The 26,345-nt window shown below is 75.0% G+C and carries 21 protein-coding genes; 7 read left to right on the top strand and 14 right to left on the bottom strand.

Annotation, left to right across the window (positions count from 1 at the left end; genetic code table 11):
- Positions 1–78 precede the first annotated feature (78 nt).
- Entirely contained in the window at positions 79–735 is a 657-nt protein-coding gene (locus AFE02nite_RS00725; RefSeq protein WP_034249241.1) for a response regulator, read from the top strand.
- Positions 736–765: 30 nt separating this feature from the next.
- Here the strand turns inward: AFE02nite_RS00725 and AFE02nite_RS00720 are convergent, their stop codons facing one another.
- From AFE02nite_RS00720 to AFE02nite_RS00675, 10 genes are all read right to left on the bottom strand, one after another.
- Positions 766–1,218, bottom strand: a complete 453-nt coding sequence (locus tag AFE02nite_RS00720; protein ID WP_034249243.1) for a hypothetical protein — start codon at positions 1,216–1,218, stop codon at positions 766–768.
- Between the two features lie 51 nt (positions 1,219–1,269).
- The gene (locus AFE02nite_RS00715; protein ID WP_146818929.1) at positions 1,270–2,082 is read right to left on the bottom strand and encodes a GNAT family N-acetyltransferase; all 813 of its coding nucleotides are present in this window, start codon (positions 2,080–2,082) and stop codon (positions 1,270–1,272) included.
- Positions 2,083–2,096: 14 nt separating this feature from the next.
- Complete coding sequence (locus AFE02nite_RS00710; protein WP_034248659.1) at positions 2,097–2,603, bottom strand: GNAT family N-acetyltransferase; 507 nt, start codon at positions 2,601–2,603, stop codon at positions 2,097–2,099.
- Positions 2,600–4,966 carry an NAD-dependent DNA ligase LigA gene (ligA, locus tag AFE02nite_RS00705; RefSeq protein WP_052114016.1) on the bottom strand — a complete coding sequence of 789 codons (2,367 nt, stop codon included), beginning with the start codon at positions 4,964–4,966 and terminating at the stop codon, positions 2,600–2,602. The genes AFE02nite_RS00710 and ligA overlap by 4 nt, the downstream gene beginning before the upstream one ends.
- Before the next feature lie 35 nt (positions 4,967–5,001).
- Positions 5,002–6,087: a tRNA 2-thiouridine(34) synthase MnmA gene (gene mnmA, locus AFE02nite_RS00700; protein WP_034248657.1), complete on the bottom strand. Its 1,086-nt coding sequence runs from the start codon at positions 6,085–6,087 to the stop codon at positions 5,002–5,004.
- 61 nt (positions 6,088–6,148) lie between these two features.
- The gene (locus AFE02nite_RS00695) at positions 6,149–6,340 is read right to left on the bottom strand and encodes a hypothetical protein (protein WP_146818928.1); all 192 of its coding nucleotides are present in this window, start codon (positions 6,338–6,340) and stop codon (positions 6,149–6,151) included.
- A 153-nt stretch (positions 6,341–6,493) separates the two neighbouring features.
- A complete protein-coding gene (locus AFE02nite_RS00690; protein ID WP_146818927.1) occupies positions 6,494–7,690 on the bottom strand; it encodes a cysteine desulfurase family protein in 1,197 nt (398 codons plus the stop codon).
- 39 nt (positions 7,691–7,729) lie between these two features.
- Positions 7,730–8,761 carry an NAD(P)-dependent alcohol dehydrogenase gene (locus AFE02nite_RS00685; protein ID WP_222594306.1) on the bottom strand — a complete coding sequence of 344 codons (1,032 nt, stop codon included), beginning with the start codon at positions 8,759–8,761 and terminating at the stop codon, positions 7,730–7,732.
- Positions 8,761–9,084, bottom strand: coding sequence for a hypothetical protein (locus AFE02nite_RS00680; protein WP_222594305.1), 324 nt, complete (start codon positions 9,082–9,084; stop codon positions 8,761–8,763). The genes AFE02nite_RS00685 and AFE02nite_RS00680 overlap by 1 nt, the downstream gene beginning before the upstream one ends.
- Entirely contained in the window at positions 9,084–9,455 is a 372-nt protein-coding gene (locus AFE02nite_RS00675) for an ArsR/SmtB family transcription factor (protein WP_261765338.1), read from the bottom strand. Before AFE02nite_RS00675 ends, AFE02nite_RS00680 begins: the two co-directional genes overlap by 1 nt.
- A gap of 110 nt (positions 9,456–9,565) precedes the next feature.
- On the opposite strand from AFE02nite_RS00675, the gene AFE02nite_RS00670 reads away from it, so the two are divergent.
- Entirely contained in the window at positions 9,566–10,540 is a 975-nt protein-coding gene (locus AFE02nite_RS00670; RefSeq protein ID WP_034248783.1) for a phosphotransferase family protein, read from the top strand.
- 12 nt (positions 10,541–10,552) lie between these two features.
- On the opposite strand, the gene AFE02nite_RS00665 is transcribed toward AFE02nite_RS00670, so the two are convergent.
- Positions 10,553–11,527 (bottom strand): electron transfer flavoprotein subunit alpha/FixB family protein, encoded by a 975-nt coding sequence (locus tag AFE02nite_RS00665; protein ID WP_146818926.1) that lies wholly within the window; start codon positions 11,525–11,527, stop codon positions 10,553–10,555.
- Positions 11,524–12,324, bottom strand: coding sequence for an electron transfer flavoprotein subunit beta/FixA family protein (locus tag AFE02nite_RS00660; RefSeq protein WP_034248076.1), 801 nt, complete (start codon positions 12,322–12,324; stop codon positions 11,524–11,526). The genes AFE02nite_RS00665 and AFE02nite_RS00660 overlap by 4 nt, the downstream gene beginning before the upstream one ends.
- Before the next feature lie 115 nt (positions 12,325–12,439).
- On the opposite strand from AFE02nite_RS00660, the gene glgX reads away from it, so the two are divergent.
- Entirely contained in the window at positions 12,440–14,638 is a 2,199-nt protein-coding gene (gene glgX, locus AFE02nite_RS00655; protein WP_146818925.1) for a glycogen debranching protein GlgX, read from the top strand.
- A 109-nt stretch (positions 14,639–14,747) separates the two neighbouring features.
- On the opposite strand, the gene glgP is transcribed toward glgX, so the two are convergent.
- Positions 14,748–17,342 (bottom strand): alpha-glucan family phosphorylase, encoded by a 2,595-nt coding sequence (gene glgP / locus AFE02nite_RS00650; RefSeq protein ID WP_034248081.1) that lies wholly within the window; start codon positions 17,340–17,342, stop codon positions 14,748–14,750.
- A 361-nt stretch (positions 17,343–17,703) separates the two neighbouring features.
- Here glgP and AFE02nite_RS00645 point away from each other — a divergent pair, with 361 nt between their 5' ends.
- The 4 genes from AFE02nite_RS00645 (at position 17,704) to glgB (ending at position 25,324) form a co-directional block, all read left to right on the top strand.
- Positions 17,704–19,872, top strand: a complete 2,169-nt coding sequence (locus tag AFE02nite_RS00645; protein ID WP_146818924.1) for an alpha-1,4-glucan--maltose-1-phosphate maltosyltransferase — start codon at positions 17,704–17,706, stop codon at positions 19,870–19,872.
- Positions 19,869–21,638 (top strand): maltose alpha-D-glucosyltransferase, encoded by a 1,770-nt coding sequence (treS, locus tag AFE02nite_RS00640; protein WP_146818923.1) that lies wholly within the window; start codon positions 19,869–19,871, stop codon positions 21,636–21,638. The genes AFE02nite_RS00645 and treS overlap by 4 nt, the downstream gene beginning before the upstream one ends.
- 35 nt (positions 21,639–21,673) lie before the next feature.
- On the top strand, positions 21,674–23,050 hold the full coding sequence (locus tag AFE02nite_RS17650; RefSeq protein WP_052113840.1) for a maltokinase N-terminal cap-like domain-containing protein: 1,377 nt from the start codon (positions 21,674–21,676) through the stop codon (positions 23,048–23,050).
- A gap of 69 nt (positions 23,051–23,119) precedes the next feature.
- Positions 23,120–25,324 carry a 1,4-alpha-glucan branching protein GlgB gene (gene glgB, locus AFE02nite_RS17645; RefSeq protein ID WP_034247439.1) on the top strand — a complete coding sequence of 735 codons (2,205 nt, stop codon included), beginning with the start codon at positions 23,120–23,122 and terminating at the stop codon, positions 25,322–25,324.
- A gap of 39 nt (positions 25,325–25,363) precedes the next feature.
- Here glgB and AFE02nite_RS00625 read toward each other — a convergent pair whose 3' ends face one another.
- Entirely contained in the window at positions 25,364–26,302 is a 939-nt protein-coding gene (locus AFE02nite_RS00625; protein ID WP_034247438.1) for a tetratricopeptide repeat protein, read from the bottom strand.
- Positions 26,303–26,345: the final 43 nt, after the last annotated feature.

Raw genomic sequence — 26,345 nt, 5'->3', positions numbered from 1 at the left:
GCCACGACGGACGGCGCCGCGCCGCCGCGGCCGTGGCCGGGTGCCCTCGAGGGCACCCGGGCACGGCAGAGTATGCGCATGCGCATCCTGCTCGCCGAGGACTCCGTGCTGCTCCGCGAGGGGCTCGTGCGTCTGCTGGCCGAGGCCGGGCACGAGGTCGTGGCGGCGGTCGACGACGCCACGGCCATCGTGCCGGCCGCCCTCGAGCACCGGCCCGACGTCGCCGTCGTCGACGTGCGCATGCCGCCCACCTTCACCGACGACGGGCTCCGGGCCGCCGTCGCGCTGCGTGCCGCGCTGCCCGACACGGGGGTCCTCGTGCTCTCGCAGTACGTGGAGGAGTCGTACGCCCGCGACCTGCTCGCGGACGGCCGAGGCGGCGTCGGCTACCTGCTCAAGGACCGTGTCCAGGACCTCGAGGCGCTCGCCGACGCGCTCACCCGGGTGGCCTCCGGCGGCTCCGCGCTGGATCCCGACGTCGTCGCGCAGCTCGTCGTCGCGCGTCGCCGGACGGACCCGCTGGACACGCTGACGGCGCGCGAGCGCGAGGTCCTCGTGCTCATGGCGGAGGGTCGCTCCAACACCGCCATCGCCGACACGCTCGTGGTGAGCCACGGCGCCGTCGAGAAGCACGTCGGCAACGTGTTCGCGAAGCTGGGGCTGCCGCCCTCGGACTCCGACCACCGGCGCGTGCTGGCGGTCCTGACGTGGCTGCGGGCCCAGCCCGAGCACTGAGCGCTCCCGGGCCTGCCGCCCGGCGCCGGCTCAGGCGCCGACGTCCGCCGTCGCCCGCCGCACCAGGGCCAGCAGCGCGTCCGCGTACGCGTCGACGGCGGTCCCGGCGCGGTCCTCCCGCATGGCCCCGTCCGTGTCGCGCGTAGTGACCACGAAGACCGTGGCTGCACCGTCGTCCACCCTCCGCAGGCCGACGAACGTCGTCCCGAGGAGCTCACGCAGCTGGTCCTCGCGCGGCAGCCAGAGCGCCTCGTCCTTCGCCACCGAGTCCAGCGCCCACTCCGTGGTGCCGTTGAACCCCAGCACCGTGCCCGTCGGGTACTCGTGCGCCTCGATCGTCATGTCGCTGAGCGTGAAGACCTGGCCGTCGAGCTCGGGCTGCGGGATCACGAACCTGTCCCCGGCGGCCGGGGTCCAGCGCAGGCCGGCGTCGCGCAGCGCCAGGGCGAGCTCACGGGAGACGTGGGCAGAGGGTGCGGTCACGCCTCCAGTGTCCCTCAGGGTCCGGGCCCGGGCTCGGCGGTCCGCCGGCCGCTACCGCTGCCGGTAGTGGTACTGGTCGGCCACCGTGAGGCCGAGACGCTCGTAGAGCGCGCGCGCCGGCGCGTTGGAGGCCTCCACCTGCAGGAACACGCGTCGCGCGCCGCGCTGGGCCGCCTCGGCGACCGCGCGCGTGCTGAGCGTCCGCGCGAGGCCGCGCCGCCGTGCCCGCGGCGCGACCATCAGGCACGAGAGCCCCACCCAGTCGCCCGCCAGTGCGGCGCGCGCGACGCCGGTCACGCCCGCGCCGTCACGAGCCGTCAGGTAGAGCGCGGGCGAGCCCGCGACGACCGCGCGGGCCACGCCGGGGTCGGCGCCGCCCCCTGCGGCCTTGACGTCGAGCCAGCCTGCGAGCCAGTCGTCGTCGGGCGCGTCGGCGACGTCCACCCTGTCGCCCGGGTCGCCCGGGTCGCCCGGGTCGCCCGGGTCGCCCGGGTCGGCGGGCTCGGCGGTCTCCAGCGGGGCGGCGGTGTCCGGGACGGCGCCGACCATGACGAGCGTCGTCGCGACCGCCGCGTAGCCGCGCGCGGCGAGCAGGCGGTCGAGGTCGGTCGGCTGCGCGTCCGCGTCCACCCGGACGACCGCGGGGAGCCCTCGACCGGCGTAGGCGGCCTCGACGCGCTCGAGCGCCACGGCGACGTCCGCCGGGGCGCTGACCGGCAGCACCGAGTTCGCCCGGCGCGTGAAACCGCCCGCGAAGCCGAGGGTCCAGCCGTCGACCTCCACCGTCTCGAGCGGACGCCAGGTGGCCGCCTCGATCGCGGCACTGGGCGCCTCGGTGCGGTCCGTCGACGTCGGGCCGGCCACCCTGGTCCCTCCGGTCACCGCGGGTGGACCGAGCTCTGGTCCGCCACGTACGTGAGGAAGACGCGGCCGGACTCGCCGGGCCAGTCACGCTCCGGCGTGCGGCGCAGGCCCATCCGGTCGTAGACGCGCTGGGCCGACCGCATCTCCGGCATGGTCGACAGCACGACCGCGTGCGCGCCCCACCCGAGACCCCGCTCGATGGCGGCACGCATGAGCAGCTCCCCGATCCGCCGTCCACGGGCGTCCGGGTGCACGGCCAGCATGCGCAGCTCGATCTCGCCCGGTTGCGCGATCTCCGCGTACTCGGTGCCGGCCGGCGCGAGGCTGATCGTGCCGAGCACCCGGTCGTCCTCGACGGCGACGAGGACCGTCGCGCCCGCCGCGCGCCGCGCGGTGTCCCGCAGCTCGTCGACGTACTCGTGCTCCGGCTCGAGGAGCTCGTCCGCGAGGTAGGCGTGGACCGTGAGCTCACCGACCTGGGGCAGATCCGCGGGCTCGGCCACCCGCACCGTGACGCTCACGCCGTCCCCTCCTCCGTCCCCACAGCGCCGTCGGCGACGGCGCTCACGGCGGCCGGGCCGCCCTCAAGCAGCCGCACGAAGCCCTCCTCGTCGAGGACGGGGACGCCGAGCTCGGCCGCCTTGTCGGCCTTGGAGCCCGGGCTGTCACCCACGACGACGTAGTCCGTCTTCTTCGACACGCTGCCGGCGGCCTTGCCACCGCGGATGATGATGGCCTCCTTCGCGCCGTCGCGCGAGAACCCGGCCAGCGAGCCGGTCACGACGACCGTCAGGCCCTCGAGCGTGCGCGCCACGGAGGTGTCTCGCTCGTCGCGCATGACGACGCCTGCGGCGGCCCACCGGTCCAGCACGTCCTGGTGCCAGGCCTCGTCGTACCAGTCGAGCAGCGACTGCGCGATCGTCGGGCCGACGCCCTCGACCTCCGACAGCGTCGCCACCGCGATCGCCCGGTCACCGTCGAGGACGCCGCGCAGCGCCGCCATCGAGCCGAAGCGCGTCGCCAGGGCGCGGGCCGCCGTCGGGCCGACGTTGCGGATGGACAGCGCGACCAGCACGCGCCAGAACGGCTTCGTCTTGGCGGCGTCGAGCTCGTCGAGGAGCGTGAGCGCCTGGGCCGACGGCGCCCACGGGGCCAGCTCGCGGCCCTCGGCGGCGGCCGCCGCCCGCTGCGCCTTCGTGTACGTGAGCACCCGCCGGAACGGCGCCCGCCGACGGACGACGCCGTCCTCGTCCGCCCGCGGCTCCCCCGTCTCCGGGTCCCGGACGACCACCTCGACCTCGGCGAGCCGCGCGAGGCTCGCCTCACGCACCCGGGCCCGCTCGTCCTCCGGTGCGTCGGCGGGGTAGCCGACCAGGTCGAACAGGAAGGCCTCGTTGACCACCGGCGGGGTCTCCGGGACCTCCGGCTGGGTCAGCGCGGCCGCGGTCACCTCGCCGAGGGCCTCGACGTCGAGGGCGCCGCGGGACCCGATGTGCTCGATGCGCCCGCGCACCTGGGCCGGGCACGTGCGCACGTTCGGGCAGCGCAGGTCCACGTCGCCCTCACGCATCGGCCGCAGCGGCGTGCCGCACTCCGGGCACGCGGCGGGCATGACGAACGGACGCCGCGGGACGTCGTCGTCCGCCGCCCTGGGCGCCGGGCCGACGATCTCCGGGATGACGTCGCCCGCCTTGCGGAGCACGACCATGTCCCCGATCTGCACGCCCTTGACCTTGACGACGTCCTGGTTGTGCAGCGTCGCCTGGCGCACGGTGGAGCCGGCGACGCGCACGGGCTCCATGACGGCGTAGGGCGTCGCCCGGCCGGTGCGCCCGATGCCGACCTTGATGTCGACCAGGCGCGTGTTGACCTCCTCCGGCGGGTACTTGAAGGCGATCGCCCAGCGGGGCGCCCGGCTCGTCGCGCCCAGGCGGCGCTGCAACGCCACCTCGTCGACCTTGATGACGACGCCGTCGATCTCGTGCTCGACGTCGTGCCGGTGCTCGCCGTAGAAGTCGATCATCGCGCGGATGCCGTCGAGGTCGTCGACGACGCGGACCCGGTCCGAGACGGGCAGGCCCCACGAGGCGAGCAGCCGGTAGGTCTCGGACTGGCGCGCGGTCGCCGTCTCGTGCCCCGTCCACACCAGCCCGCCGATGCCGTGGCAGATCATCCGCAGGGGGCGCGACGCCGTGACGCGCGGGTCCTTCTGCCGCAGCGACCCCGCGGCGGAGTTGCGGGGGTTCGCGAACGGGGCCTCCCCCGCGGCCACCCGCGCGGCGTTGAGCGCCTCGAAGTCGGCGACCGGGAAGTAGACCTCGCCGCGCACCTCGATCCGCTCGGGGACGTCGTCGCCCACGAGCCGGTGCGGGATCCCGGCGATGGTCCGCACGTTGGGCGTGACGTCCTCGCCCGTACGGCCGTCGCCGCGCGTGGCGGCCCGGACCAGGCGCCCCTGCTCGTAGAGCAGCGCGATCGCGAGGCCGTCGATCTTCAGCTCGCACAGGAAGTGCAGCTCGGCCCCCGCGCCGTCGAGGTCGCGGCGGACGCGCTGGGACCACGCCGCGAGCTCCTCGAGCGAGAACGCGTTGTCGAGGCTCATCAGCCGCTCGACGTGCTCCACGGCGGCGAAGTCGGTCGAGGCCACCCCACCGACGACCTGCGTCGGCGAGTCCGGCGTCCGCAGCCCGTAGGACTCGTAGGCGCTCTCGAGCGCCTCCAACCGCCGCATCAGCGCGTCGTACTCCGCGTCGCTCACCGTCGGGGCGTCGCGCACGTAGTACGCGTGCTGGTGCTCGCGGATCTCCTCCGCGAGCTCCGTCCAACGGTGGCGTGCGGCCGCCTCGTCGAGGCCGCTGTCCTCGGGGCGCAGGTCTGTCGTCACCGGGTCATCATGGCGCGCGACGACGACACCGCGCCTCAGCGCACCGCGGCGGCGACCGTCGCCTGGGCGAGGACGCGCGTGCCGGCGTAGAGCACGGCTGACTGGCCGGCGGCGAGCCCGCGCAGCGCGCCCTCGACGGCCACTTCCAACCCCCTGCCACCGTCCGTCGCCCGGGCCCGGGCCGGCACCGCCGCCCCGTGGGCGCGCACCTGCACCGCGCACGCGAACCACTCCGGTGACGGGGCCACGAACCACACGGCGTCCGCGCCCGTGAGGCCGGTGACGTCGAGCTCCTCGGCCGGACCCACGACCACCGTGTTGGTCACGGGCTGCACGTCCAGCACGTAGCGCGGCCTGCCGTCGGCCGCGGGCCGCCCGAGCCGCAGGCCGCGCCGCTGGCCGACCGTGTACGCGTACGCGCCGTCGTGGTGCCCGACGACGGCCCCGGAGGTGTCACGGATCTCGCCCGGGCGGCTGCCGAGCCGCGCCCGCAGGTACCCCTGCGTGTCGCCGTCGGCCACGAAGCAGATGTCGTACGAGTCCGGCTTGCTGCTCACCCCGAGGCCACGCGCGGCCGCCTCGGCGCGCACCTCCTCCTTGGACCCCGCCGTGCCGAGCGGGAACATCGCTCGCGCGAGGCGCTCGGGCCCCATGACGGCCAGGACGTACGACTGGTCCTTGCCCAGGTCGCCGGCCCGGTGCAGGGCCCGCCCGCCGTCCGGCAGCACCTCCACCCGCGCGTAGTGCCCGGTGGCGACGGCGTCGAACCCCAACGCGACCGCCCGGTCCAGCAGCGCGGTGAACTTCACGTGCTCGTTGCACCGCACGCAGGGGTTCGGGGTGCGTCCCGCCGCGTACTCGGCGAGGAAGTCGGCGACCACCGTCTCCTCGAACCGCTCGGACAGGTCCCAGACGTAGAACGGGATGCCGAGGACGTCCGCGGCCCGGCGCGCGTCGGAGGCGTCCTCGATCGAGCAGCAGCCCCGCGACCCGGTGCGCAGCTGGTCCCGGTTGCGCGAGAGCGCCATGTGCACGCCGACGACGTCGTGCCCCGCCTCCACGGCGCGCGCGGCGGCGACGGCGGAGTCGACACCACCGGACAGGGCCGCCAGGACACGCATCCGTCCAGGGTACGTGGGCGCCTCGCCCCCCTCGCGCGGGCGAGCGGCGGGCCGGCCGGTCTCAGGCGCGCGAGGCCGTGGCGGCGGGCGGGAACTCCGGCGCGGGGCCACCGACGAAGCACCGGCACGGGCCGTCGAGGTGGCGGTACCGCGTCGACGGGCGCGCCGCGCAGGGGACGCCGGCGGCGTCGTCCGGCGCCGTCGCGTGCGCCAGGAGGGCCAGGGCCTCCCAGTCCACGTCGACCTGTGTCATGCGGTTCCCATCGGTCGCGGTGCGCACCACTGTGAGCGATCACAGGGGTGAAAGAAATCGATGTCGAAGGCCACGATCCTCATGCACGCGGGCCGACGGCTCACGGAGGCGCGCCGGGGCCCGGCGACCGGGCCCGGGCCCCCGCCCGCCGGTCTACCCCAGGTGCGCCGCGGCGCGCGCCCGGGCCACGACCTCGCCGATGACGTCGGTGACCGCCGCGACGTCGGCCGCGGTCGAGGTCCAGCCGAGCGAGAACCGCACGGCCCCGCGCGCGTCCGCCGCCGGCACGCCCATCGCGGCCAGCACGTGGGAGGCCTGCTGCACGCCCGCCTGGCACGCGGACCCGGCCGACGCCGCGACGCCCGCCTGGTCCAGCCCGAACAGCAGCACCTCGCTGTCGCACCCGGGGAACGTCAGGTGCGCGTTGCCGGGCAGCCGCGCGAGGGCACCGGCCGCCGTCCCGGGCCACGGCCCGCGCACGACGGCGTCGGGCACCTCGCGCAGGACCCCCGCCACGAGGGCGTCCCGCAGGCCGGCGACGCGCGCCGCCTCGGCCTGCCGCTCCGCCGTGGCCAGGTCCAGCGCCACCGCGAACGACCGGATGAGGGCCGCGGGCACGGTGCCCGACCGCAGGCCGCGCTCCTGCCCGCCGCCGTGGGTCAGCGGCTCCACCGGGACGCCCCGCCGCACGACGAGCGCGCCGACGCCGACGGGCCCGCCCAGCTTGTGGGCCGAGACCGTCATCGCGTCCAGGCCCGCCGCGGCGAAGTCGACGGGGAGCCGGCCCACGGCCTGGACCGCGTCCGCGTGCACGAACGCCCCACGCTCCCGGGCGACGGCGGCGAGCCCGGCCACCGGCTGGACCGTCCCGACCTCGTTGTTCGCCCACATGACGCTCACCACCGCGCCCGGTCCACGCGCTCCGTCGAGCGCCTCCTCCAGCGCGGAGAGCGGGACCGTTCCCGCGTCGTCGACGGGCAGCAGGACGAGCTCGGCGCCCTCGTGGGCGGCCAGCCACGCCGCCGGGTCGAGCACCGCGTGGTGCTCGACCGCCGAGACGACGACCCGCCGCGGCGTCACGGCGCCGTCGGCCGGTCGCCCCAGGCCCCGCACCGCCAGGTTGTCGGCCTCGGTCCCGCCGGAGGTGAACACGACCTCCGTCGGGTGCGCGCCGAGCCGGTCGGCGACCACCTCGCGCGCCTCCTCCACCACCTTCCGGGCCGCCCGCCCGGCCTGGTGCACCGAGGACGGGTTCCCCACCCGCGCGGCCTCCTCCGCGAGCGCGGCGACCGCCTCCGGCCGCATCGGCGTCGTCGCCGCGTGGTCGAGGTACGCCAGGGCGGAGGACATGTCCGCGAGTCTACGAACGCGCCGCCCTCCCCCGGCCCCTCAGGGAACGGTGACGACCACCTTGCCGGCCACGTGGCCGGTCGCGACCCGCTCGAGCGCGCGAGCGGCGTCGGCGAGCGGGTAGGTGCCCTCGACGACCACCCGGATCTCGCCGGCGTTGGCCAGGTCGGCCAGGTGCACGAGCTCGCGCGTCGCCGGCCCGGAGGTGAAGGCACGGATCGTCTGGCGGCTCACCAGCGACGCGAGCGAGCCCTGCGCCATGCGCGGCAGCGGACCCAGCACGCGACCGCCGTTGCCGGAGTTGAGCAGCAGGACGCCGCGCGGTGCCAGCACGCGCCGGACGTCCCGCAGCCGCCGGTTGAGCACGTTGTCGAGGATGACGTCGTACTCGCCGTCGGCCGTGAAGTCCTCGGCCTCGTGGTCGATGACGCGCACCGCGCCCAGCCCGCGGACCATCTCGGCGTTCCGGCCGCTGCACACGCCCGTGACCTCGGCACCGAGCCCGACGGCGAGCTGCACCGCCAGGTGCCCGACGCCGCCCGAGGCGCCGTTGACGAGGAGCCGCGTGCCCGTTCCGACGCCCGCCACGCGCAGGCCCTGCCGCGCCGCCAGGCCGGCCATCGGCAGGCCGGCGGCCTCCGCGAAGGTCAGCGCGGCGGGCTTGGGCGCGAGTCCGGACTCCGGGACGACCGCGAGCTCCGCCAGCGTGCCGGAGGCACCCTGCATGCCGCCCTGACCGAAGACCTCGTCACCGGGGCGCACCGACGTGACGGCGGAGCCGACGGCCTCGACGACACCGGCGACGTCCTGGCCCCGCCCACCACGCCTGGGACGGCGCAGGCCCGTCATGGCGCGCAGCATGGCCGGGCGGCCCGTGACGAGGAAGAGGTCGGCCGGGTTGAGGCCCACGGCGCGCACCCGGACGAGCACCTCGTCCGGCCCCGGCGTCGGGACGGCGACCTGCGCGACCCGGAGCACCTGTGCCGGCGGTCCGTAGCGGTCCTGCACGACGGCGGCCATGACCTGCGGGCGCGTCGACACCGCGGCCCGCTCCGGCGTCGGCGCGGCCATCAGTCGACGCTCCGCAGCAGCTGCTCGATCGACGCGGCGCGGGCGCGGAGCTCCGCGACGTCGGCGGCGGTGCGCTGCTGGGCGTCGAGGGTCGTCGAGGCCAGCTGCTCGTACCTGTCGACGAGGGCCCGGACGGCCTCCTCCTGGCCCGTGCTGATGCGGAGCTTGCGCTCCTCGTGCCGCATCGAGGCGACGGCGACGAAGACGCAGAACGCGATGAAGAGCAGCCCGAGGATGAGGATGACCATCGGCCATTCGATCGTGCGGCCGCCGGAGTCGGCCTCGGCGGCCGCGCGCACGACGGTGGTGGCGAGCTGGGACATCACTGCTTCTCCTCACGGTGGGGGCCGCCGGCGGTGCCGGTGGCCGGGTCGCTGCTGAGGGTCCTGGCCGCGGCGGCCAGGGTGTCGGCGGTCAGGTGGAGGTCGATCGCGGCGAGCTCGAAGAACTTCATCGCCTTGCCGTCCGCCGAGAGCTCGAGGGTTCCGACGACGAGGCCCGCCGCCTCCAGCCGCTGCAGGTGCATGTGCAGCAGCGGGCGGCTGATCCCGACGACGCGCGCGAGGCTGCTCACGTAGTCGCGGCCGTTCGCGAGCGTGCCGAGGATCCGCAGGCGGATGGGGTTGGCCAGCGCCGAGAGGACCTCGACGAGCGCGTCACCGCTCATCGGCTGCGGGTCCTGCTGAGGTGTCACGACGATCCTTCACCTGTAAGACTTCTCTGACACATGAAAGGTAGGCCAGAGTGATCGGTCCTGGCAAGGGGGGCGCGCTTTCGTTCATCGACCTGGCACAATCGGCTCCCGTGACGACGGCGCCGCTGGCCTTCAGTGGCTCCCGCCTGCACTGGGCCGACCTGCCGCGCGAGGTGCGGAGCCGCATCGCCGAGCTGGCGGGCGCCGACGTCGTCAGCGAGACGAGCGCCACGACAGGCTTCTCACCGGGCTACGCCGCGCTCCTGGGTCTGGGCAACGGCACGCAGGTGTTCGTCAAGGCCGTCTCCCCCGAGCAGAACCCGGACTCCCCGGAGCTCGCGCGGCAGGAGATCGCCGTGGCAGCGCAGCTGCCCCCGGCGGTCAACGCCCCGCACCTGTGGTGGCACGACGACGACGGGACCTGGGTGCTCCTCGGCCTGCAGCCCGTCGACGGGCGCGCGCCCGAGCAGCCCTGGCGGCCCGACGAGCTCGCCCGCGCCCTCGACGCGCTGCGCGACCTCGCGGAGGTGGGGACGCCCGCTCCGGCAGGACTCAAGCCGCTCGAGGAGGACATGGCCTACCTCGCCGCCGGGTGGGAGCGGCTGGACGCCGTCGGCAGCGACGTCGACGCGGCCCTGGCCGCCGTCGGCGAGCACGGCGACTGGCTGCGCCGCAACCTGGCCGCGCTCCTGGACGCAGCACCCCACGGGGTCCCCGCGAGCGTCGGCAGGACGCTCGTCCACGGCGACTTCCGGGCCGACAACGTCATGCTGGCCGCGCCGCCGGACACCCGGGTGTGGCTGATCGACTGGCCGCACGCGTGCCGCGACGGCGTCGTGTGGTGGGACCTCCTCGCCACCCTGCCGAGCGTGGCGATGCAGGGCGGCGGCAACCCCGAGGAGCTGTTCTGGTCGCACCCGAACGCCCGCGGCGCGGACCGCGACGCCGTCCGCGCGGTGCTCGCCGGGCTCACCGGGTACTTCGTCCACGCGGCCGTGCAGCCCCCGCCGCCGGGCATCCCGAACGTGCGGGCGTTCCAGCTGGCGCAGGGCGTCGCGGCCCTGGACTGGCTCCGCCGGCTCTGACCCGGCGCCCGGTCAGCCCTCGGCGCGCAGGCGCCGGATCTCCGCGGCCGCCTGCGGGAGCACCTCGAAGAGGTCACCGACCACGCCGAAGTCGGCGAACTCGAAGATGGGCGCATCGGGGTCGGCGTTGACGGCGACGATCGTGCCGGACGCCTGCATGCCGCCCCGGTGGTGGATCGCGCCCGACACCCCGGCGCCGACGTACAGCCGCGGCGAGATCGTCTGGCCGGTCTGACCGACCATCGCCTCGTGGGGCATCCAGCCCTCGTCGGTCGCGTCGCGCGTCGCACCGACCGCTGCGCCGAGGGCGTCCGCGAGGTCCTCGACCGGCGAGAAGTCGCCCTGGGTCCCCCGTCCGCCGACGACGACGACGGTCGCCTCGCCCACGTCCGGCCGGTCCGAGGTGGGCCGGGTCGTGCGCTCGACCACCCGGACCCGCCCGTCACCGGGGAGCAGGGCGGCCACGGTCGCGACCTCGGGGGTCACCGACGTCTCGAGCGGCACCGCCCGCACCGCGTTCGAGCGCATCGTGACGACCGCCCGGTCCGCGAGGGCCGCCGAACGCAGGGTCCAGGACGCGGCGAACGCCTGCTGGGTGGTGACGACCCGGCCGTCCGCCCCGCGCTCGACGGCGGACGCGTCGACCATGAGGGCGGCGTCGGTCGCGAGCGCGAGGCGCGCGGCGACCTCCTTGGCCCCGAAGCCGGAGGCGAGCAGGACGACGTCCGCCCCGGCGCTCGCGGCGAGCTCCGCCAGGCCGGCGGCGACGGCATCCGGCAGGGCGGCGTCGCCGCCCGGCACGACGTGCACGACGCGCGCGCCATGGGCACCCAGGACCGCCAGCGCGTCGGCGCCGGGCTCGGCCCCGAACCACACCGCCTGCGGCTCGCCGAGGGCACGCGCCGCGGTCAGCAGCGCGGTGGCCGAGGCGCGCAGGGTGCCGCCGTGCTGCTCCACGACGACGAGGACGATCGCGGAGCCGCTCATGCCAGGAGTCCGTTCTCGGCGAGGTAGCCGGCGAGCCGCACCCCGGCATCGCCCGTGTCGGTGACGAGCACGCCCTCGCGGGCGGGACGCTCGGTGGCCTCGATGACGCGGGTACGGGCACCGGCGTCGCCCAGGCGCGCAGGGTCGAGACCGAGGTCGGCGACCGTCCAGACGTCCACGGTGGCCTTGCGCGCCGCCATGATCCCCGCGAAGGCCGGGTACCGCGCCTCGTTGGCCTGGTCGGTGACGCTCACGAGCGCCGGCAGCGCCGCCTCGAGCACCTCGCTCACGTGGTCGAGGTCGCGCCGCACCCGCAGCACCGTGGCGCCGTCGCCCTCGGCCGCCTCGAGGTGGGCGGCGAGCGTGAGCTGGGGCAGGTCGAGCTCGGCCGCGAGCAGCGTGGGCACGACGGACATCAGGCCGTCGAGCGCCGCCATGCCCGTCACGACGAGGTCGACGGGCGCCTCCTCGCCGAGCCGGCGTACCGCGGCCGCGAGCGCGTGCGCGGTCCCGAACGCGTCGGAACCGGCCAGCGCGTCGTCCGTCACCCGGACCGCCCGGTGCGCACCCATCTGCAGGCCCCGGCGCACCGCGTCCTCGGCGTCGTCCGGTCCCATGGTGAGCACCGTCACGTCGCCGCCGTGCGCCTCGACCAGGCGCAACGCGGCCTCGACCGCGTTCTCGTCCAGCTCGTTCAGGGTGCCGTCGGCGCCCTCGCGGTCCACGCGGCCGGCGTCGGTGAACCGGCGCTCGCCCTGCAGGTCGGGCACGTGCTTCACGCACACGACGATCCTCATCGCACCTCAGCTCTCACGGTCCACAGGCCCCTGGAAGGCTACCCCGGGCGCCGGACGCGGTTCACCCGACGACCGCCGGGCGTGAACGGTCACATCGGTACGTCAGACTTGTGCCGTGACCCCCGGCCGCCCCGTCCCGCCGCTCGGCGTGCGCCTCGCCGGGGACGGCATCGACGTCGCGGTCCTCGCCTCGCACGCCGACGCCGTCGAGCTGTGCCTCCTCGACCCCGACGCGACGGCCGACGACGGCTGGCGTGAACGGCGGATCCCGCTCGCGGGGCCCGTGCACGGCGTCTGGCACGCGCACGTGCCCGGCGTCGTCGCGGGCCAGCACTACGGCCTGCGCGCGCACGGCCGCTGGGACCCCGACGCGGGCCTGCGGTACAACCCCGCGAAGCTGCTGCTCGACCCGTACGCCCGCGGGATCGTCGGCGAGGTGCGCCTCGGTCAGGAGGTCCACGGGCAGCGGCTCGACGAGTCCGGGCGCACGCCCGACGGCACGCCGCAGCCGGACCCGAGCGACTCCCGCGCCCACGTGCCGCACGCCGTCGTCGTCGACGAGGCGTTCGGCGGCGACCCCGTGCCGCGGCCGCACGTCCCGTGGCCGGACACGGTGATCTACGAGGCGCACGTGCGCGGGCTGACGCAGAGGCTCCCGGGCGTCCCGGAGGACCTGCGCGGGACCTACGCCGGGCTGGCGCACCCCGCGACCATCGAGCACCTGCAATCCCTCGGCGTCACCACGCTCGAGCTGCTGCCGATCCAGGCCATCGCGAGCGAGCCGCACCTCGTCGCCCGCGGGCTGACCAACTACTGGGGGTACAACACCCTCGGGTTCTTCGCGCCGCACCCCGACTACGCGACGCGGCAGGCGCGCGCGGCGGGACCGGGTGCGGTGCTCGCCGAGGTCAAGGGCATGGTGCGGCTGCTGCACGCGGCGGGCATCGAGGTCGTCCTCGACGTCGTGTACAACCACACCTGCGAGGGCGGCACCGACGGCCCCCAGCTGTCCTGGCGCGGCCTGGACCCGACGGTGTACTACCTGCACCACGGCGCCACGCCCGCCCGGTTCGCCGACCTCACCGGGTGCGGCAACACGCTGGACTTCCGCCGGCCGCGCGTCGTGCAGCTGGCGCTGGACTCGCTGCGGTACTGGGCCGGCGAGGTCGGCATCGACGGCTTCCGGTTCGACCTGGCCGTCACGCTCGGGCGCGACGGCGCCGGCTTCACCCCGCAGCACCCGTTCCTCGTGGCCCTGCAGACGGACCCCGTGCTCAGCGACCGCAAGCTCATCGCCGAGCCGTGGGACCTGGGCCCGGGCGGCTGGCGCACGGGGGCCTTCCCGGAGCCGATGGCCGAGTGGAACGACCGGTTCCGCGACGGCGTCCGGACCTTCTGGCTCTCCGACCCGGCGCACCGCTCGCACGGTCGGCCCGGGCACGGCGTGCGCGAGCTCGCCACCCGTCTGTCGGGTTCGGCGGACCTGTTCGGCCACGGTGACCCGCCGGCCTCCCGCGGGGTCGTCGCGTCGGTGAACTTCGTCACCGCGCACGACGGGTTCACGCTCGCCGACCTCGTGACGTACGACCACAAGCGCAACGAGGCGAACGGCGAGGGCAACCGGGACGGCTCGGACAACAACCTGTCCTGGAGCCACGGCATCGACGGGCCCGTCCGCGACCCCGCGATCGGCGTCGAGATCCTGCCCCTGCGCCGACGCTCGCAGCGCAACCTGATAGGCATGCTCGCCTTCTCCGCCGGGACCCCGATGATCACGGCCGGCGACGAGCTCGGGCGCACCCAGGGCGGCAACAACAACGCCTACTGCCAGGACAACACCATCTCGTGGCTCGACTGGGAGCTCGACGAGCACCGGGAAGACCTGCTGGCGACCGCGCGCCACCTCTTCCGCCTGCGGCGGGAGCTGCCGGCGCTGCGGAGCTGGGGCTTCTACACCGGCCGCCCCGTCCCGGCGCGGGTCGCGCGCGGTGACGACCGCCCGGACCTGGAGTGGCGCCGCGCCGACGGCGGCGTCTTCGACCACGGCGCGTGGCACGACCCGGGCGTCCGGTCCCTGCAGATGGTGCGGGTCGCGGCGGACGGCAGCGCGGTGCTGCTCATCGCGAACGGCTCGCTGGACCCGGTCGAGTTCACCGTGGCCGCGGGGCTGCGACCGGGCGCGGCGGCCTGGACGCTGGCCTGGGACAGCGCGGCCGAGCACCCCGGCCTGGTCGGGGCCGCAGCGGAGACCGAGCTCTCCCCCGGCACCACGCTGGTGGTCGAGCCGCTCTCGCTGCGCCTGTACACGTCCTGAGGGGCGGCCCGCGCCGCACCTGTGACCAGAGCGACGAACGGGGCTGGTGGGACGCCTCAGCATCCACACCAGCCCCACCCGTCACAACAGCGGCGCTCCGTGCGCGGGGTCAGCCCGCGTTCGTCACCAGGCCCGTGTCGGCCACGGACACCAGGTGCTCGTGCGCGGGCACCACGCGGACGGTGTACCCGAACGGGCCGGACGCCTCGAGCCGGACCTCGCCCGCGAACGCGTGCCGGCCACCCTCGTAGGTCTCCGCCCAGGCCAGGTCCGCGAGCCGGACGCCGGACAGGTCGTCGGCCTCCGAGACGCGGCCGTAGGCCACCTGCACCGCGACGTCCTTCGGCTCGAGGTCGCCGAGGGTGACGTAGGCGCGCACGTGCAGCACCTCGCCCACCTGCGCGACCTCACCGACGCCGCCGGACTCCACGTGGTCGACACGGACCGCCGGCCACGCGGCGTGCACGCGGGCCTTCCAGGCCGCGAGCTCGCGCGCGGCCGGGTAGCCCGGGCCGTCCAGGGCACGGCCCGACTGCGCGGCGGGCGCGTAGAGGCGCTGGACGTACTCGGCGACCATGCGGGTGGCCTGGACCTTCGGGCCGAGCGTGGCGAGCGTGTGCCGCACCATCTCGAGCCAGGTCACGGGGATGCCGCGCGCGTCGACGTCGTAGAAGCGCGCCGCGACCTGGTTCTCGATCAGGTCGTACAGCGCGGCGGCCTCGAGGTCGTCGCGACGGTCCGGGTCCTCGACGCCGTCGGCGGTGGGGATCGCCCAGCCGTTCTCGCCGTCGAACCACTCGTCCCACCAGCCGTCGAGGATCGAGAGGTTGAGGCCGCCGTTGAGCGCGGCCTTCATGCCCGACGTGCCGCTCGCCTCGAGCGGGCGCAGCGGGTTGTTCAGCCACACGTCGCAGCCCGGGACGAGCGTCTGCGCCATGTCGATGTCGTAGTTCGGCAGGAAGACGATCCGGTGGCGGACCTCCGGGTCGTCGGCGAACCGCACGAGCTGCTGGATGAGCCGCTTGCCCTGGTCGTCGGCCGGGTGCGACTTGCCCGCGACGACGATCTGGATCGGCCGCTCGGGGTGCAGCAGGAGGCTCTTGAGCCGCTCCGGGTCGCTCAGCATCAGGGTGAGCCGCTTGTACGTCGGGACCCGGCGCGCGAAGCCGATGGTGAGCACGTCCGGGTCGAGGATCTCCTCGACCCAGCCCAGCTCGGCACCGCTCGCGCCGCGCCGGCGCCAGGAGTCGCGCACCCGCTCGCGCGCGTCGGCGACGAGCTGCGCCCGCAGCGTCCGACGCATGCCCCACAGCGCCTGGTCGTCCACGCCGTCGGTGCGCTGCCAGCCGGAGCCGTCGGCGAGCTCGTGCTGGCCCAGCCGCGACGTCGCGAGCTCGGCGAGCTTCGGGTCGGTCCAGGTCGGGCCGTGCACGCCGTTGGTGATCGACGTGATCGGCACCTCGGCCTCGTCCAGCCCGGCCCACAGGCCGCTGAACATCCCGCGGGACACGGCGCCGTGCAGCAGCGAGACGCCGTTGGCGCGCCCGCCGAGCCGCAGGCCCATGACGGCCATGTTGAACAGCGTCGGGTCGCCGCCCTCGTAGTCCTCCGCACCGAGGGCGAGGACGTCGGCCACCGGAACGCCGGGGATCGCGTTCCCGCCGTCGAAGTACTGCGCGACGAGCGAGGCCTCGAACCGGTCGATGCCGGCCGGGACGGGCGTGTGCGTGGTGAACACGGTGGCGGCACGGACGGCCTCGAGCGCCTCAGCGAAGGTCAGGCCCTCGCCCGCGACGAGCTCGCGGATCCGCTCGATGCCGAGGAACCCGGCGTGCCCCTCGTTGGTGTGGTAGACCTCCGGGACCGGTGCCCCGGACAGCCGCGACCACACGCGCAGGGCCCGCACGCCGCCGACGCCGAGCAGCAGCTCCTGCTGCAGGCGGTGCTCACCGCCACCGCCGTAGAGGCGGTCGGTGACGCGGCGGGCGAGGTCGTCGTTCTCGGGCACGTTCGAGTCGAGCAGCAGCAGCGGCACGCGGCCGACGTCGGCCTTCCAGACCGCGGCGTGCAGCGTGCGCCCGCCGGGCAGGTCGAGGGACACCCGGGCCGGCGTGCCGTCCGCCTCGCGCAGCAGCGACAGGGGCAGGCCGTCCGGGTCCGACAGCGGGTAGGACTCGACCTGCCAGCCGTCGCGGGTCAGGCTCTGCTTGAAGTAGCCCGCGCCGTACAGCAGCCCGACGCCGACCAGCGGCACGCCCAGGTCGGACGCGCTCTTGAGGTGGTCGCCCGCCAGGATGCCCAGGCCGCCGGAGTACTGGGGCAGGACGCCGGTGATGCCGAACTCGGGCGAGAAGTAGGCGATCGCGGCCGGCAGGGCGGACGTGTCGCCACCCGCCGCAGCGACGGCCTCCGTCTGGTACCACAGGGGCGCCGCGAGGTAGGCGTGCAGGTCGTCCAAGGCGCCGCGCACACGGGCGACGAAGGCGCCATCGGCTGCCAGGGCGGCGAGGCGGTCGGGGCTGAGGGCGCCCACGAGCGCCACCGGGTCGCCGTGGACCTGCGCCCAGAGGGCGGGGTCGATGCCGGCGAAGAGGTCACGCGTGGGCGCGTGCCACGACCAGCGCAGGTTGTGCGCCAGCTCATCGAGGGGCACCAGCTCGGGGGGCAGCACGGTGCGGACGGTGAAACGTCGGATTGCTCTCACGGCGGGCACCCTACGCGGTCCCGAACGTCGGGTTCCAGCGGTTGCTGCAAGCGCTTACATCCCGCTCACGCGATGGTGCAGGTCAGCGCACCGATGCCGGCGTCTCACGTGGTGGGCGCCACAGAGGTTTCACCCGGCTGGCGCAGGGCAGGACGGCGCCACCGCGTGGTGGTGATCACCGCCGCCCTGCAAGCGCTTACACTCTCGCCGTGCGACGTCGCAGCCCCCATCCCCCGCTGCCCCGACCCGCGCGACGCCCGGCCCTGGCGCCCCGCCACGAGGACCGCCCGCGCGCAGGACGCCTCCACCCGTCCGCGACGCCGAATGTCGCGAGCTCCGAGCCCTCGGTAGGTTCAGGATCGTGACGCCGTCCACGCCACCCCGGCCCCGCAAGCAGTCGCCCACGGGCGGCCGTCGCGCGGCACGGCCCGCCGACCGCGGGACGCCCGCGGCGCCGCCGACCGCCGCGCAGCCGACCGCCGAGCCACCGACCGCCGAGCCGCCGACGCCCCGGCACGAGCCGGTCGTCGGCCGGATCCCCGTCGTCGGGGTCCAGCCGGTGATCGAGTGCGGCCGCTGGCCCGCGAAGGCGGTCGTCGGCGAGGCGGTCGAGATCACCGCCACGGTCTTCCGCGAAGGGCACGACGCCGTCGCCGCGACGGCCGTCCTCGTCGCGCCGGACGGGACGGACCACACCGCGGTCCGGATGAGCGTCGTCAACGCGGGGCTCGACGCCTACCGCGCCGACCTGCTGCCCGACGCCGAGGGCCGCTGGGCCTTCCGGGTCGAGGCCTGGTCCGACCCCTACGCCACGTGGGAGCACGACGCCACGATCAAGATCGGTGCCGGCGTCGACGTCGAGCTCATGCTCGCGGAGGGCGCCGTCCTCCTCGAACGTGCCGCCGACCGCCCCGGCCTCCCGGACGCCGTCGCGCAGGCGCTGCACGACGCCGTCACGGGTCTGCGGGACACGCGCCGACCGCCGCAGGCGCGGCTGGCCGCCGGGACGTCCGCCGACGTGCACGCCGCCCTGGCCGCCGCACCGTTCCGCGAGCACGTGAGCACGTCGCCGACCTACCCGCTCCTCGTCCAGCGCGAGCGCGCCCTGTACGGGTCCTGGTACGAGTTCTTCCCGCGCTCGGAGGGCGCCACCTGGGACGCGACGGCCAAGACCTGGCGGTCGGGCACGCTGCGCACCGCTGCCGAGCGCCTGCCCGCCATCGCGGAGATGGGCTTCGACGTCGTCTACCTCACGCCGGTCCACCCGATCGGCACGACGTACCGCAAGGGGCGCAACAACTCGCTGACGCCGGCGCCGACCGACCCCGGCTCGCCCTATGCGATCGGCTCGCCCGAGGGCGGGCACGACGCCATCCACCCCGAGCTGGGCACCTTCGACGACTTCGACGCGTTCGTCGCCCGGGCCCGGGCGCTCGGCATGGAGGTCGCCCTCGACCTTGCCCTGCAGTGCTCGCCGGACCACCCGTGGGTCACGGAGCACCCCGAGTGGTTCACGACGCGCGTCGACGGCTCGATCGCCTACGCCGAGAACCCGCCGAAGAAGTACCAGGACATCTACCCCCTGAACTTCGACAACGACCCGGAGGGCATCTACGCGGAGATCCGCCGCGTGCTGCAGGTGTGGATCGACCACGGGGTGACCGCCTTCCGCGTCGACAACCCGCACACCAAGCCCCTGGTGTTCTGGGAGCGGCTCATCGCCGAGGTGAACGCCGCCCACCCGGAGGTCCTCTTCCTCGCCGAGGCGTTCACGCGGCCGGCGATGATGCACACGCTCGCCCGCATCGGCTTCCACCAGTCGTACACGTACTTCACGTGGCGCACCACGAAGGCCGAGCTCGCGGAGTACCTCACCGAGGTCTCCGGGCCGGCGGCCGCGTACATGCGGCCCTCGTTCTGGCCGACGACGCACGACATCCTCACCCCGTACATGCAGCACGGCGGCACGGCGGCGTTCGCCGTCCGGGCCGTCCTGGCCGCGACGGGTGCGCCCACGTGGGGCATCTACTCGGGCTACGAGCTCGTCGAGAATGTGCCGAGGCCCGGCGTCGAGGAGCAGATCGACAACGAGAAGTACGAGATCAAGCCGCGCGACTGGGCCGCGGCGGACGCCATCGGGATCTCGCGCCTGCTCGCCCAGCTCAACGACGTGCGGCGCGAGCACCGGGCGCTGCAGCGCCTGCGCGGCCTGACGGTGCACCCCACGACGAACGACCAGGTGCTGTGCTTCTCGCGCCACGTGACGGCCGAGCAGTCGCCCGACGGCAAGGCGGACGCGGTGATCGTCGTCGTCAACCTCGACCCGCACCACCCACAGGAGTCGACGATCGACCTCGACCTCGCCGCGATCGGCGTCCCGGAACGGCGGTCGGGCGGCGACCCGTCGGCCCCTGCGTTCGCCGCCCACGACCTGCTCTCCGGCGCCGTCTACGCCTGGGGCGCGCACCCGTACGTGCGCCTCGACCCGCTCGAGCAGGTGGCGCACGTCGTCGGTGTGAGGACGCTGTGACGAGCACCACCGGGCACACCGACACGGGCAGCCTGCGTGCCGTCGACCCGGCACGGGCCCTGCCGCCCCGCCCGCACCCCACGCACGAGCTCCCCGACCTGGCCCGGCCGGGCCTGCGCGACGACCCGCAGTGGCACCGGACGGCCGTCTTCTACGAGGTGATGCTGCGCTCGTTCTCCGACTCCTCGGGTCAGGGCACCGGTGACCTCCGGGGGCTCATCGACCGCCTGGAGTACCTGCAGTGGCTCGGCGTGGACTGCCTCTGGCTGCCGCCGTTCTTCCCCTCCCCCCTGCGCGACGGCGGGTACGACGTCTCGGACTACACGGCCATCGCGCCGCAGTACGGCACGCTGCACGACTTCGCCGAGCTCATGGAGGAGGCGCACTCCCGCGGGATGCGCGTGGTCATCGACATGGTGATGAACCACACGAGCGACCAGCACCCGTGGTTCCAGGCCTCGCGCTCCGACCCGGACGGCCCCTACGGCGACTTCTACGTGTGGAGCGACGACCCGACGCGCTACGAGGGCGCGCGGATCATCTTCGTGGACACCGAGACGTCGAACTGGACGTTCGACCCCGTGCGCCGCCAGTACTTCTGGCACCGGTTCTTCAGCCACCAGCCGGACCTGAACTTCGAGAACCCCGCCGTGCGCGAGGCCATGAAGGACGTCGCCCGCTTCTGGCTCCGCCTCGGCGTCGACGGGTTTCGGCTCGACGCGGTGCCCTACCTCTTCGAGGAGGAGGGCACGAACTGCGAGAACCTGCCGCGCACGCACTCCTACCTGCGCGAGCTGCGCGCGATGGTGGACGAGGAGTTCCCCGGCCGCATCCTGCTCGCGGAGGCGAACCAGTGGCCGCGGGACGTGGCGCCGTACTTCGGCACCGAGGACGAGCCCGAGTGCCACATGTGCTTCCACTTCCCCGTGATGCCGCGCATCTTCTACGCGATCAAGGACCAGCGGGCCACCCAGATCGTCGACATCCTCGCCGACACCCCGCCGATCCCCCGCGGCGCGCAGTGGAGCACCTTCCTGCGCAACCACGACGAGCTCACCCTCGAGATGGTCTCCACCGAGGAGCGCGCGTCGATGTACGGCTGGTACGCACCCGACCCGCGGATGCGCGCGAACGTCGGCATCCGCCGCCGGCTCGCCCCGCTGCTGGACAACTCGCGCGCGGAGATCGAGCTCGCGCACGCCCTGCTGCTGTCGCTGCCGGGCAGCCCGTGCCTGTACTACGGCGACGAGATCGGGATGGGCGACAACATCTGGCTGCCCGACCGCGACGCCGTCCGCACCCCGATGCAGTGGACCCCGGACCGCAACGCGGGCTTCTCGACGGCGGACCCGGGCAAGCTCTACCTCCCGGTGGTCCAGTCGCTCGTGCACCACTACACGACGACGAACGTCGAGGCGCAGCTCGCCCAGCCGACGTCGTTGCTGCACTGGGTGCACGGCATGCTCTCCGTGCGCCGGCGGCACCCGGTCTTCGGCACCGGCGACTTCGTCGTGCTCCAGACCGACAGCGATGCGATCCTGGCCTACCTGCGCACGTCGCCGGAGGAGACCGTGCTGTGCGTGGCGAACTTCGCGTCGACCCCGCGCTCGGCCGTGCTGCGGCTGCCCGACCACGCCGGGCACCACGTGGCCGACGTGTTCGGCGGCGCCCGGTTCCCCGACGTCGGCCCGCGGGGTGAGGTGCTCGTCACGCTCGGCTCCCGCGACTTCTTCTGGCTGCGGGTGACCTCGCCGGAGGCCGGCTGACCGGCGGGCGCACGGACCGACGAGAGGCGGTGAGCATGGCGGAGGTCGACACGACGGCCGGGCCGGTCCTGGGTACCCGGGTGCCCGACGACGCCGAGCTCGACACCCTGCGCAGCTGGGTGCCCTCGCAGCGCTGGTTCCCGGAGAAGGGGACCGACGCGGCGCTCGACCGGGTCGCCGTCGTGGACCTGCCCGACCCGCTCGACGAGGCGGCCGTCCGCGTGCACCTCCTCGCGCTGCCGAGCGGCGCCGTGCTGCAGGTGCCCACGGTCCGGCGCGCGGCCACCGGAGAGGACGCCGGCCCGGCCGCCCGGCCGGGCGTCATCGCACCGCTCCCGGGCGGCGTCCTCGTGGACGGCCCGCACGACCCGGCGTTCGTCCGCGCCTGGCTCGCGGCGGCCCACGACGACGGCGCCGCGCCGACGCGGACCGGCGTCACCAAGGTCGTCGAGGGCGAGCAGTCGAACACCTCCGTGCTGCTGCCCGGGGCCGACCGGCCCGCGATCCTCAAGGTGTTCCGCGTCGTCACGCTCGGGCCGAACCCCGACGTCGAGGTCCCCCTCGCCCTGGCCCGCGCCGGCTGGGCCGGCGTGCCTCGCCCGCTCGCCTGGCTCCCCGGCGGCTGGGAACGCGGCGACGGAAGCGCCGCCGTCGGGCACCTGGGCGTGCTCAGCGAGCTGGTCCAGGGCGCGCGCGACGGCTTCGAGCTCGCCTGCGACCACGCGCGCGCCGGGACCTCGTTCGGCGACCTGGCGGAGGACCTCGGGCGGACGACGGCGCAGATGCACCGCGCACTGCGGACGGCGATCCCCGTGGCAGGCACCGGCCACGCCCACGCGCCCCGGAACGAGACCGAGCGGCACACCGAGGTCCGCCGCGTCGTCCGCACCCTCCGCGAGCGCGCCGAGGCGGCCGCGGCGCGCGTGCCGGAGGTCGCGGCCCGGGCCGAGGCCGTGCACGCCGCCTACGACCGGCTCGAGGCCCTCGCGTCGGTCCCCCCGCTCCAGCGCGTGCACGGCGACTACCACCTGGGTCAGGTGCTGCGCTCGACGGACGGCGACGGCGGCCGCTGGTACGTCCTCGACTTCGAGGGCGAGCCCCAGGCGTCCGCGGACGAGAAGACCCGCCCCGACCTCGCCCTGCGCGACCTCGCCGGGATGCTCCGCTCCCTGGACTACGCCGCGGCCGTCGGCGAGGCCCGCGACCCCGCCTGGCTCGGCGACGCGCGCGACCGCCTCATCGCCGGCTACGAGCACGAGACCGGCGGCGCGGCCGTCGGTCTCGAGGTGCTGCTGCCTGCGCTCGAGCTCGACAAGGCCCTCTACGAGGTCGTCTACGAGTCCGGCAACCGCCCCGACTGGCTGCCGATCCCCCTCGCCGGCGTCGACCGCCTGCTCGGGCACGCACGGTGAGCACGCGGCCGGCCGGAAGCCCACCGGTCGGGCCGTGCACGCCGTCGGGGCCCGTGGCAGGGTGACACCATGACCACTTCGCCGGAGCCGACCGCCCGTCCGACGCCCGTCGACACCGCCGAGCTCGACGCCATCGCGAAGGGCCTGCACCAGGACCCGCACCGGGTGCTCGGACCGCACCTGTCCGAGGGCACGGTCACCATCCGGCTGCTGCGCCCGCTGGCCGACGAGGTGGAGGTCGTCACCCCGACCGGCTCCGTCCCGGCCACCCACGAGCACGGCGGCGTGTGGCTCGCGACGATGCCGGGCGCGCAGGTCCCCGACTACCGCGTGCGCGTCCGGTACGGCGACCACGTCGACCTCCAGGACGACCCCTACCGGTTCCTGCCGACCCTGGGCGAGGTCGACCTGCACCTCATCAGCGAGGGCCGCCACGAGGAGCTGTGGACGGTCCTCGGCGCGAACGTCCGGACGTACCCGAGCGTGCTGGGCGAGGTGGTCGGCACGTCGTTCGCGGTGTGGGCACCGAACGCGGCGGCGGTGCGCGTCGTCGGCGACTTCAACCACTGGCAGGGTACCCCGCACACGATGCGCAACCTCGGGTCGAGCGGCGTGTGGGAGCTCTTCGTGCCGGGCGTGCGCGGTGGGCAGCGCTACAAGTTCGAGATCCTCGCGAAGGACGGGTCCTGGCGGCAGAAGGCCGACCCGCTCGCCAAGGGCACCGAGCACCCGCCGGCCACCGCGTCGGTCGTCGTGGAGTCGACCCACGACTGGGGCGACGACGCCTGGCTCGAGCGCCGCCGCTCCGGCAACCCGCACCACGGCCCCATGAGCGTGTACGAGGTGCACCTGGGCTCGTGGCGACCCGGCCTCGGCTACCGGGACCTCGCCGAGGAGCTGACCGAGTACGCCGTCTCGCTCGGCTTCACCCACGTCGAGCTCCTCCCCGTCGCCGAGCACCCCTTCGGCGGGTCGTGGGGCTACCAGGTGAGCTCGTACTACGCCCCGACGTCGCGCTTCGGGCACCCCGACGACTTCCGCCACCTCGTCGACCGCCTGCACCAGGCCGGCATCGGCGTCCTGCTCGACTGGGTGCCGGCGCACTTCCCCAAGGACGAGTGGGCGCTCGGCCGCTTCGACGGCACGCCCCTGTACGAGCACCCGGACCCGCTCCTCGGTGAGCAGCCGGACTGGGGCACCTACGTCTTCAACTTCGGCCGCAACGAGGTGCGCAACTTCCTCGTCGCGAACGCCACCTACTGGCTCGAGGAGTTCCACGTCGACGGCCTGCGGGTCGACGCCGTCGCGTCGATGCTCTACCTGGACTACTCGCGCGGCGCCGGGCAGTGGCGCCCGAACATCCACGGTGGGCGCGAGAACCTCGAGGCGATCCGGTTCATCCAGGAGGCCAACGCCACGGCGTACCGGCGCACGCCCGGCATCCTCATGATCGCCGAGGAGTCCACGGCGTGGCCCGGGGTCACCGCGCCGACGGACGCGGGCGGCCTCGGGTTCGGCCTGAAGTGGAACATGGGCTGGATGAACGACACGCTCCGGTACCTGGCGGAGGAGCCGATCAACCGGCGCTACCACCACCACGAGGCGACGTTCTCCCTGGTCTACGCGTTCTCCGAGCACTTCGTGCTGCCGCTCAGCCACGACGAGGTGGTGCACGGCAAGGGCTCGCTCGTCTACAAGATGCCCGGCGACGACTGGCAGCGCTTCGCCGGCCTCCGGGTGCTGCTCGCCTACCAGTGGTCGCACCCCGGCAAGCAGCTGCTGTTCATGGGCGGGGAGTTCGGGCAGACAGCGGAGTGGTCCGAGGGCCGCTCGCTCGACTGGCACCTGCTCGAGTACGGCCCGCACCAGGGCGTGCAGCGCCTCGTGACCGACCTCAACCGCTTCTACCGCACCGAGCCGGCGCTGTGGGACCTCGACGACGAGCCCGCGGGCTTCGAGTGGATCGACTCCCAGGACGCCGGGCACAACGTGCTGTCGTACGTCCGGCGCGACCGGAGCGGTCGGATGGTCGCCGTCGTCGTGAACTTCGCGGGGACGACCCACGAGGGCTACCTGCTCGGCCTCCCGGCCGCGGGCGGCTGGCGCGAGGCCCTCAACACCGACGCCGAGCACTACGGAGGCTCGGGCGTGGGGAACCTGGGCCGCGTCGAGGCCGAGCCCGTCCTCCAGCACGCGCAGCCCGCGTCGGTCCGCCTGCGGGTGCCGCCGCTCGCGGCGCTGTTCCTCGTGCCCGAGGGCCAGCCGGACCTCTGAGCCCGTGCTCGGAGCCGGACCCCTGGGCCGGCCCGGAGGTCAGTAGAGCGCGCTGGCGAGCGCCCGGCGCGCCGCCATCACGCGCGGGTCGGCGTCCCCGACGACGGTGAAGAGCTCCACCAGCCGCACGCGCACGGCCTCGCGCTCCGGTCCCGTGGTCCGGCGGACCGCGGCGAGCAGGACGGCGAACGCCTCCTCCACGCGGTCGGACATGAGCTCGAGGTCGGCGAGCGCGAGCTGGGCGTCGAGATCGCCCGGGGCGGCCTCGGCCGCCGCCCGCGCGGCGGCGGGGTCCACGTCCCGGGTGCGGCGCATCAGGTCGACCTGCGCGAGTCCCGCCTTGGCCATGTCGTCCCGCGGGTTCTCGGCGAGCGCCGCGGCGTAGGCAGCGGCGGCCGCCTCGAGGTCGTCGCGCTGGATCGCGTCGTAGGCCTCCTGGTGCCGCGGCGGCAGCGGGGGCTCCTCGGGCGTCTCGGCGGCCGGCGCGTCCTCGAGCGGCACCCGCCCGGTCACCCCGTTCGCGGCGGCCATCTGCAGCACCTGGTCCAGCAGCGCGCGCACCTGCTCGCGCGTCGCCTGGTCCAGCGGCGGGAGCGGCACGGCCTGGCCCCGGACGACGGCGGCCACCGTGGCGCCCGTCTGGCTCCCGACGGCCTGCGCCACCTGGGGCGCGCGCTCGACCTCGACCCGCGCAAGCAGGAACCGTCCGGCCAGCTCGGTCGCCAGGTCGGCCAGCGTCCGCACGACGGTGCTGCTCACCGGGTCGCTCGCGCTCCAGAGCGCGACCACCACCGGGACGGTCGTGGACCGCTCCACGACGCCGGCGAACGAGGCCTCCGTCACGTCGACGACGGCGCCGGACGCGGGGGCACCCTCGGCCGTGGGGCCGCCGGGCGGCGGGGTGGGCCGACGCAGCGCCGCGAGGTCGACGGCACCGTGCAACGGCAGGGCGGGGCGGGCTCCGGTGGGCTGGGACATCGTTCCTCGCTCGTGTGGTGCGGTGGCGTGGGATGACGGGACG

Origin of the sequence: Actinotalea fermentans (genome assembly GCF_007991475.1) — a bacterium.
Classification (GTDB): Bacteria; Actinomycetota; Actinomycetes; order Actinomycetales; family Cellulomonadaceae; genus Actinotalea; species Actinotalea fermentans.
Note: the sequence above shows the minus strand (reverse complement) of the source record. Positions and strands in the feature narration are given on the sequence as shown.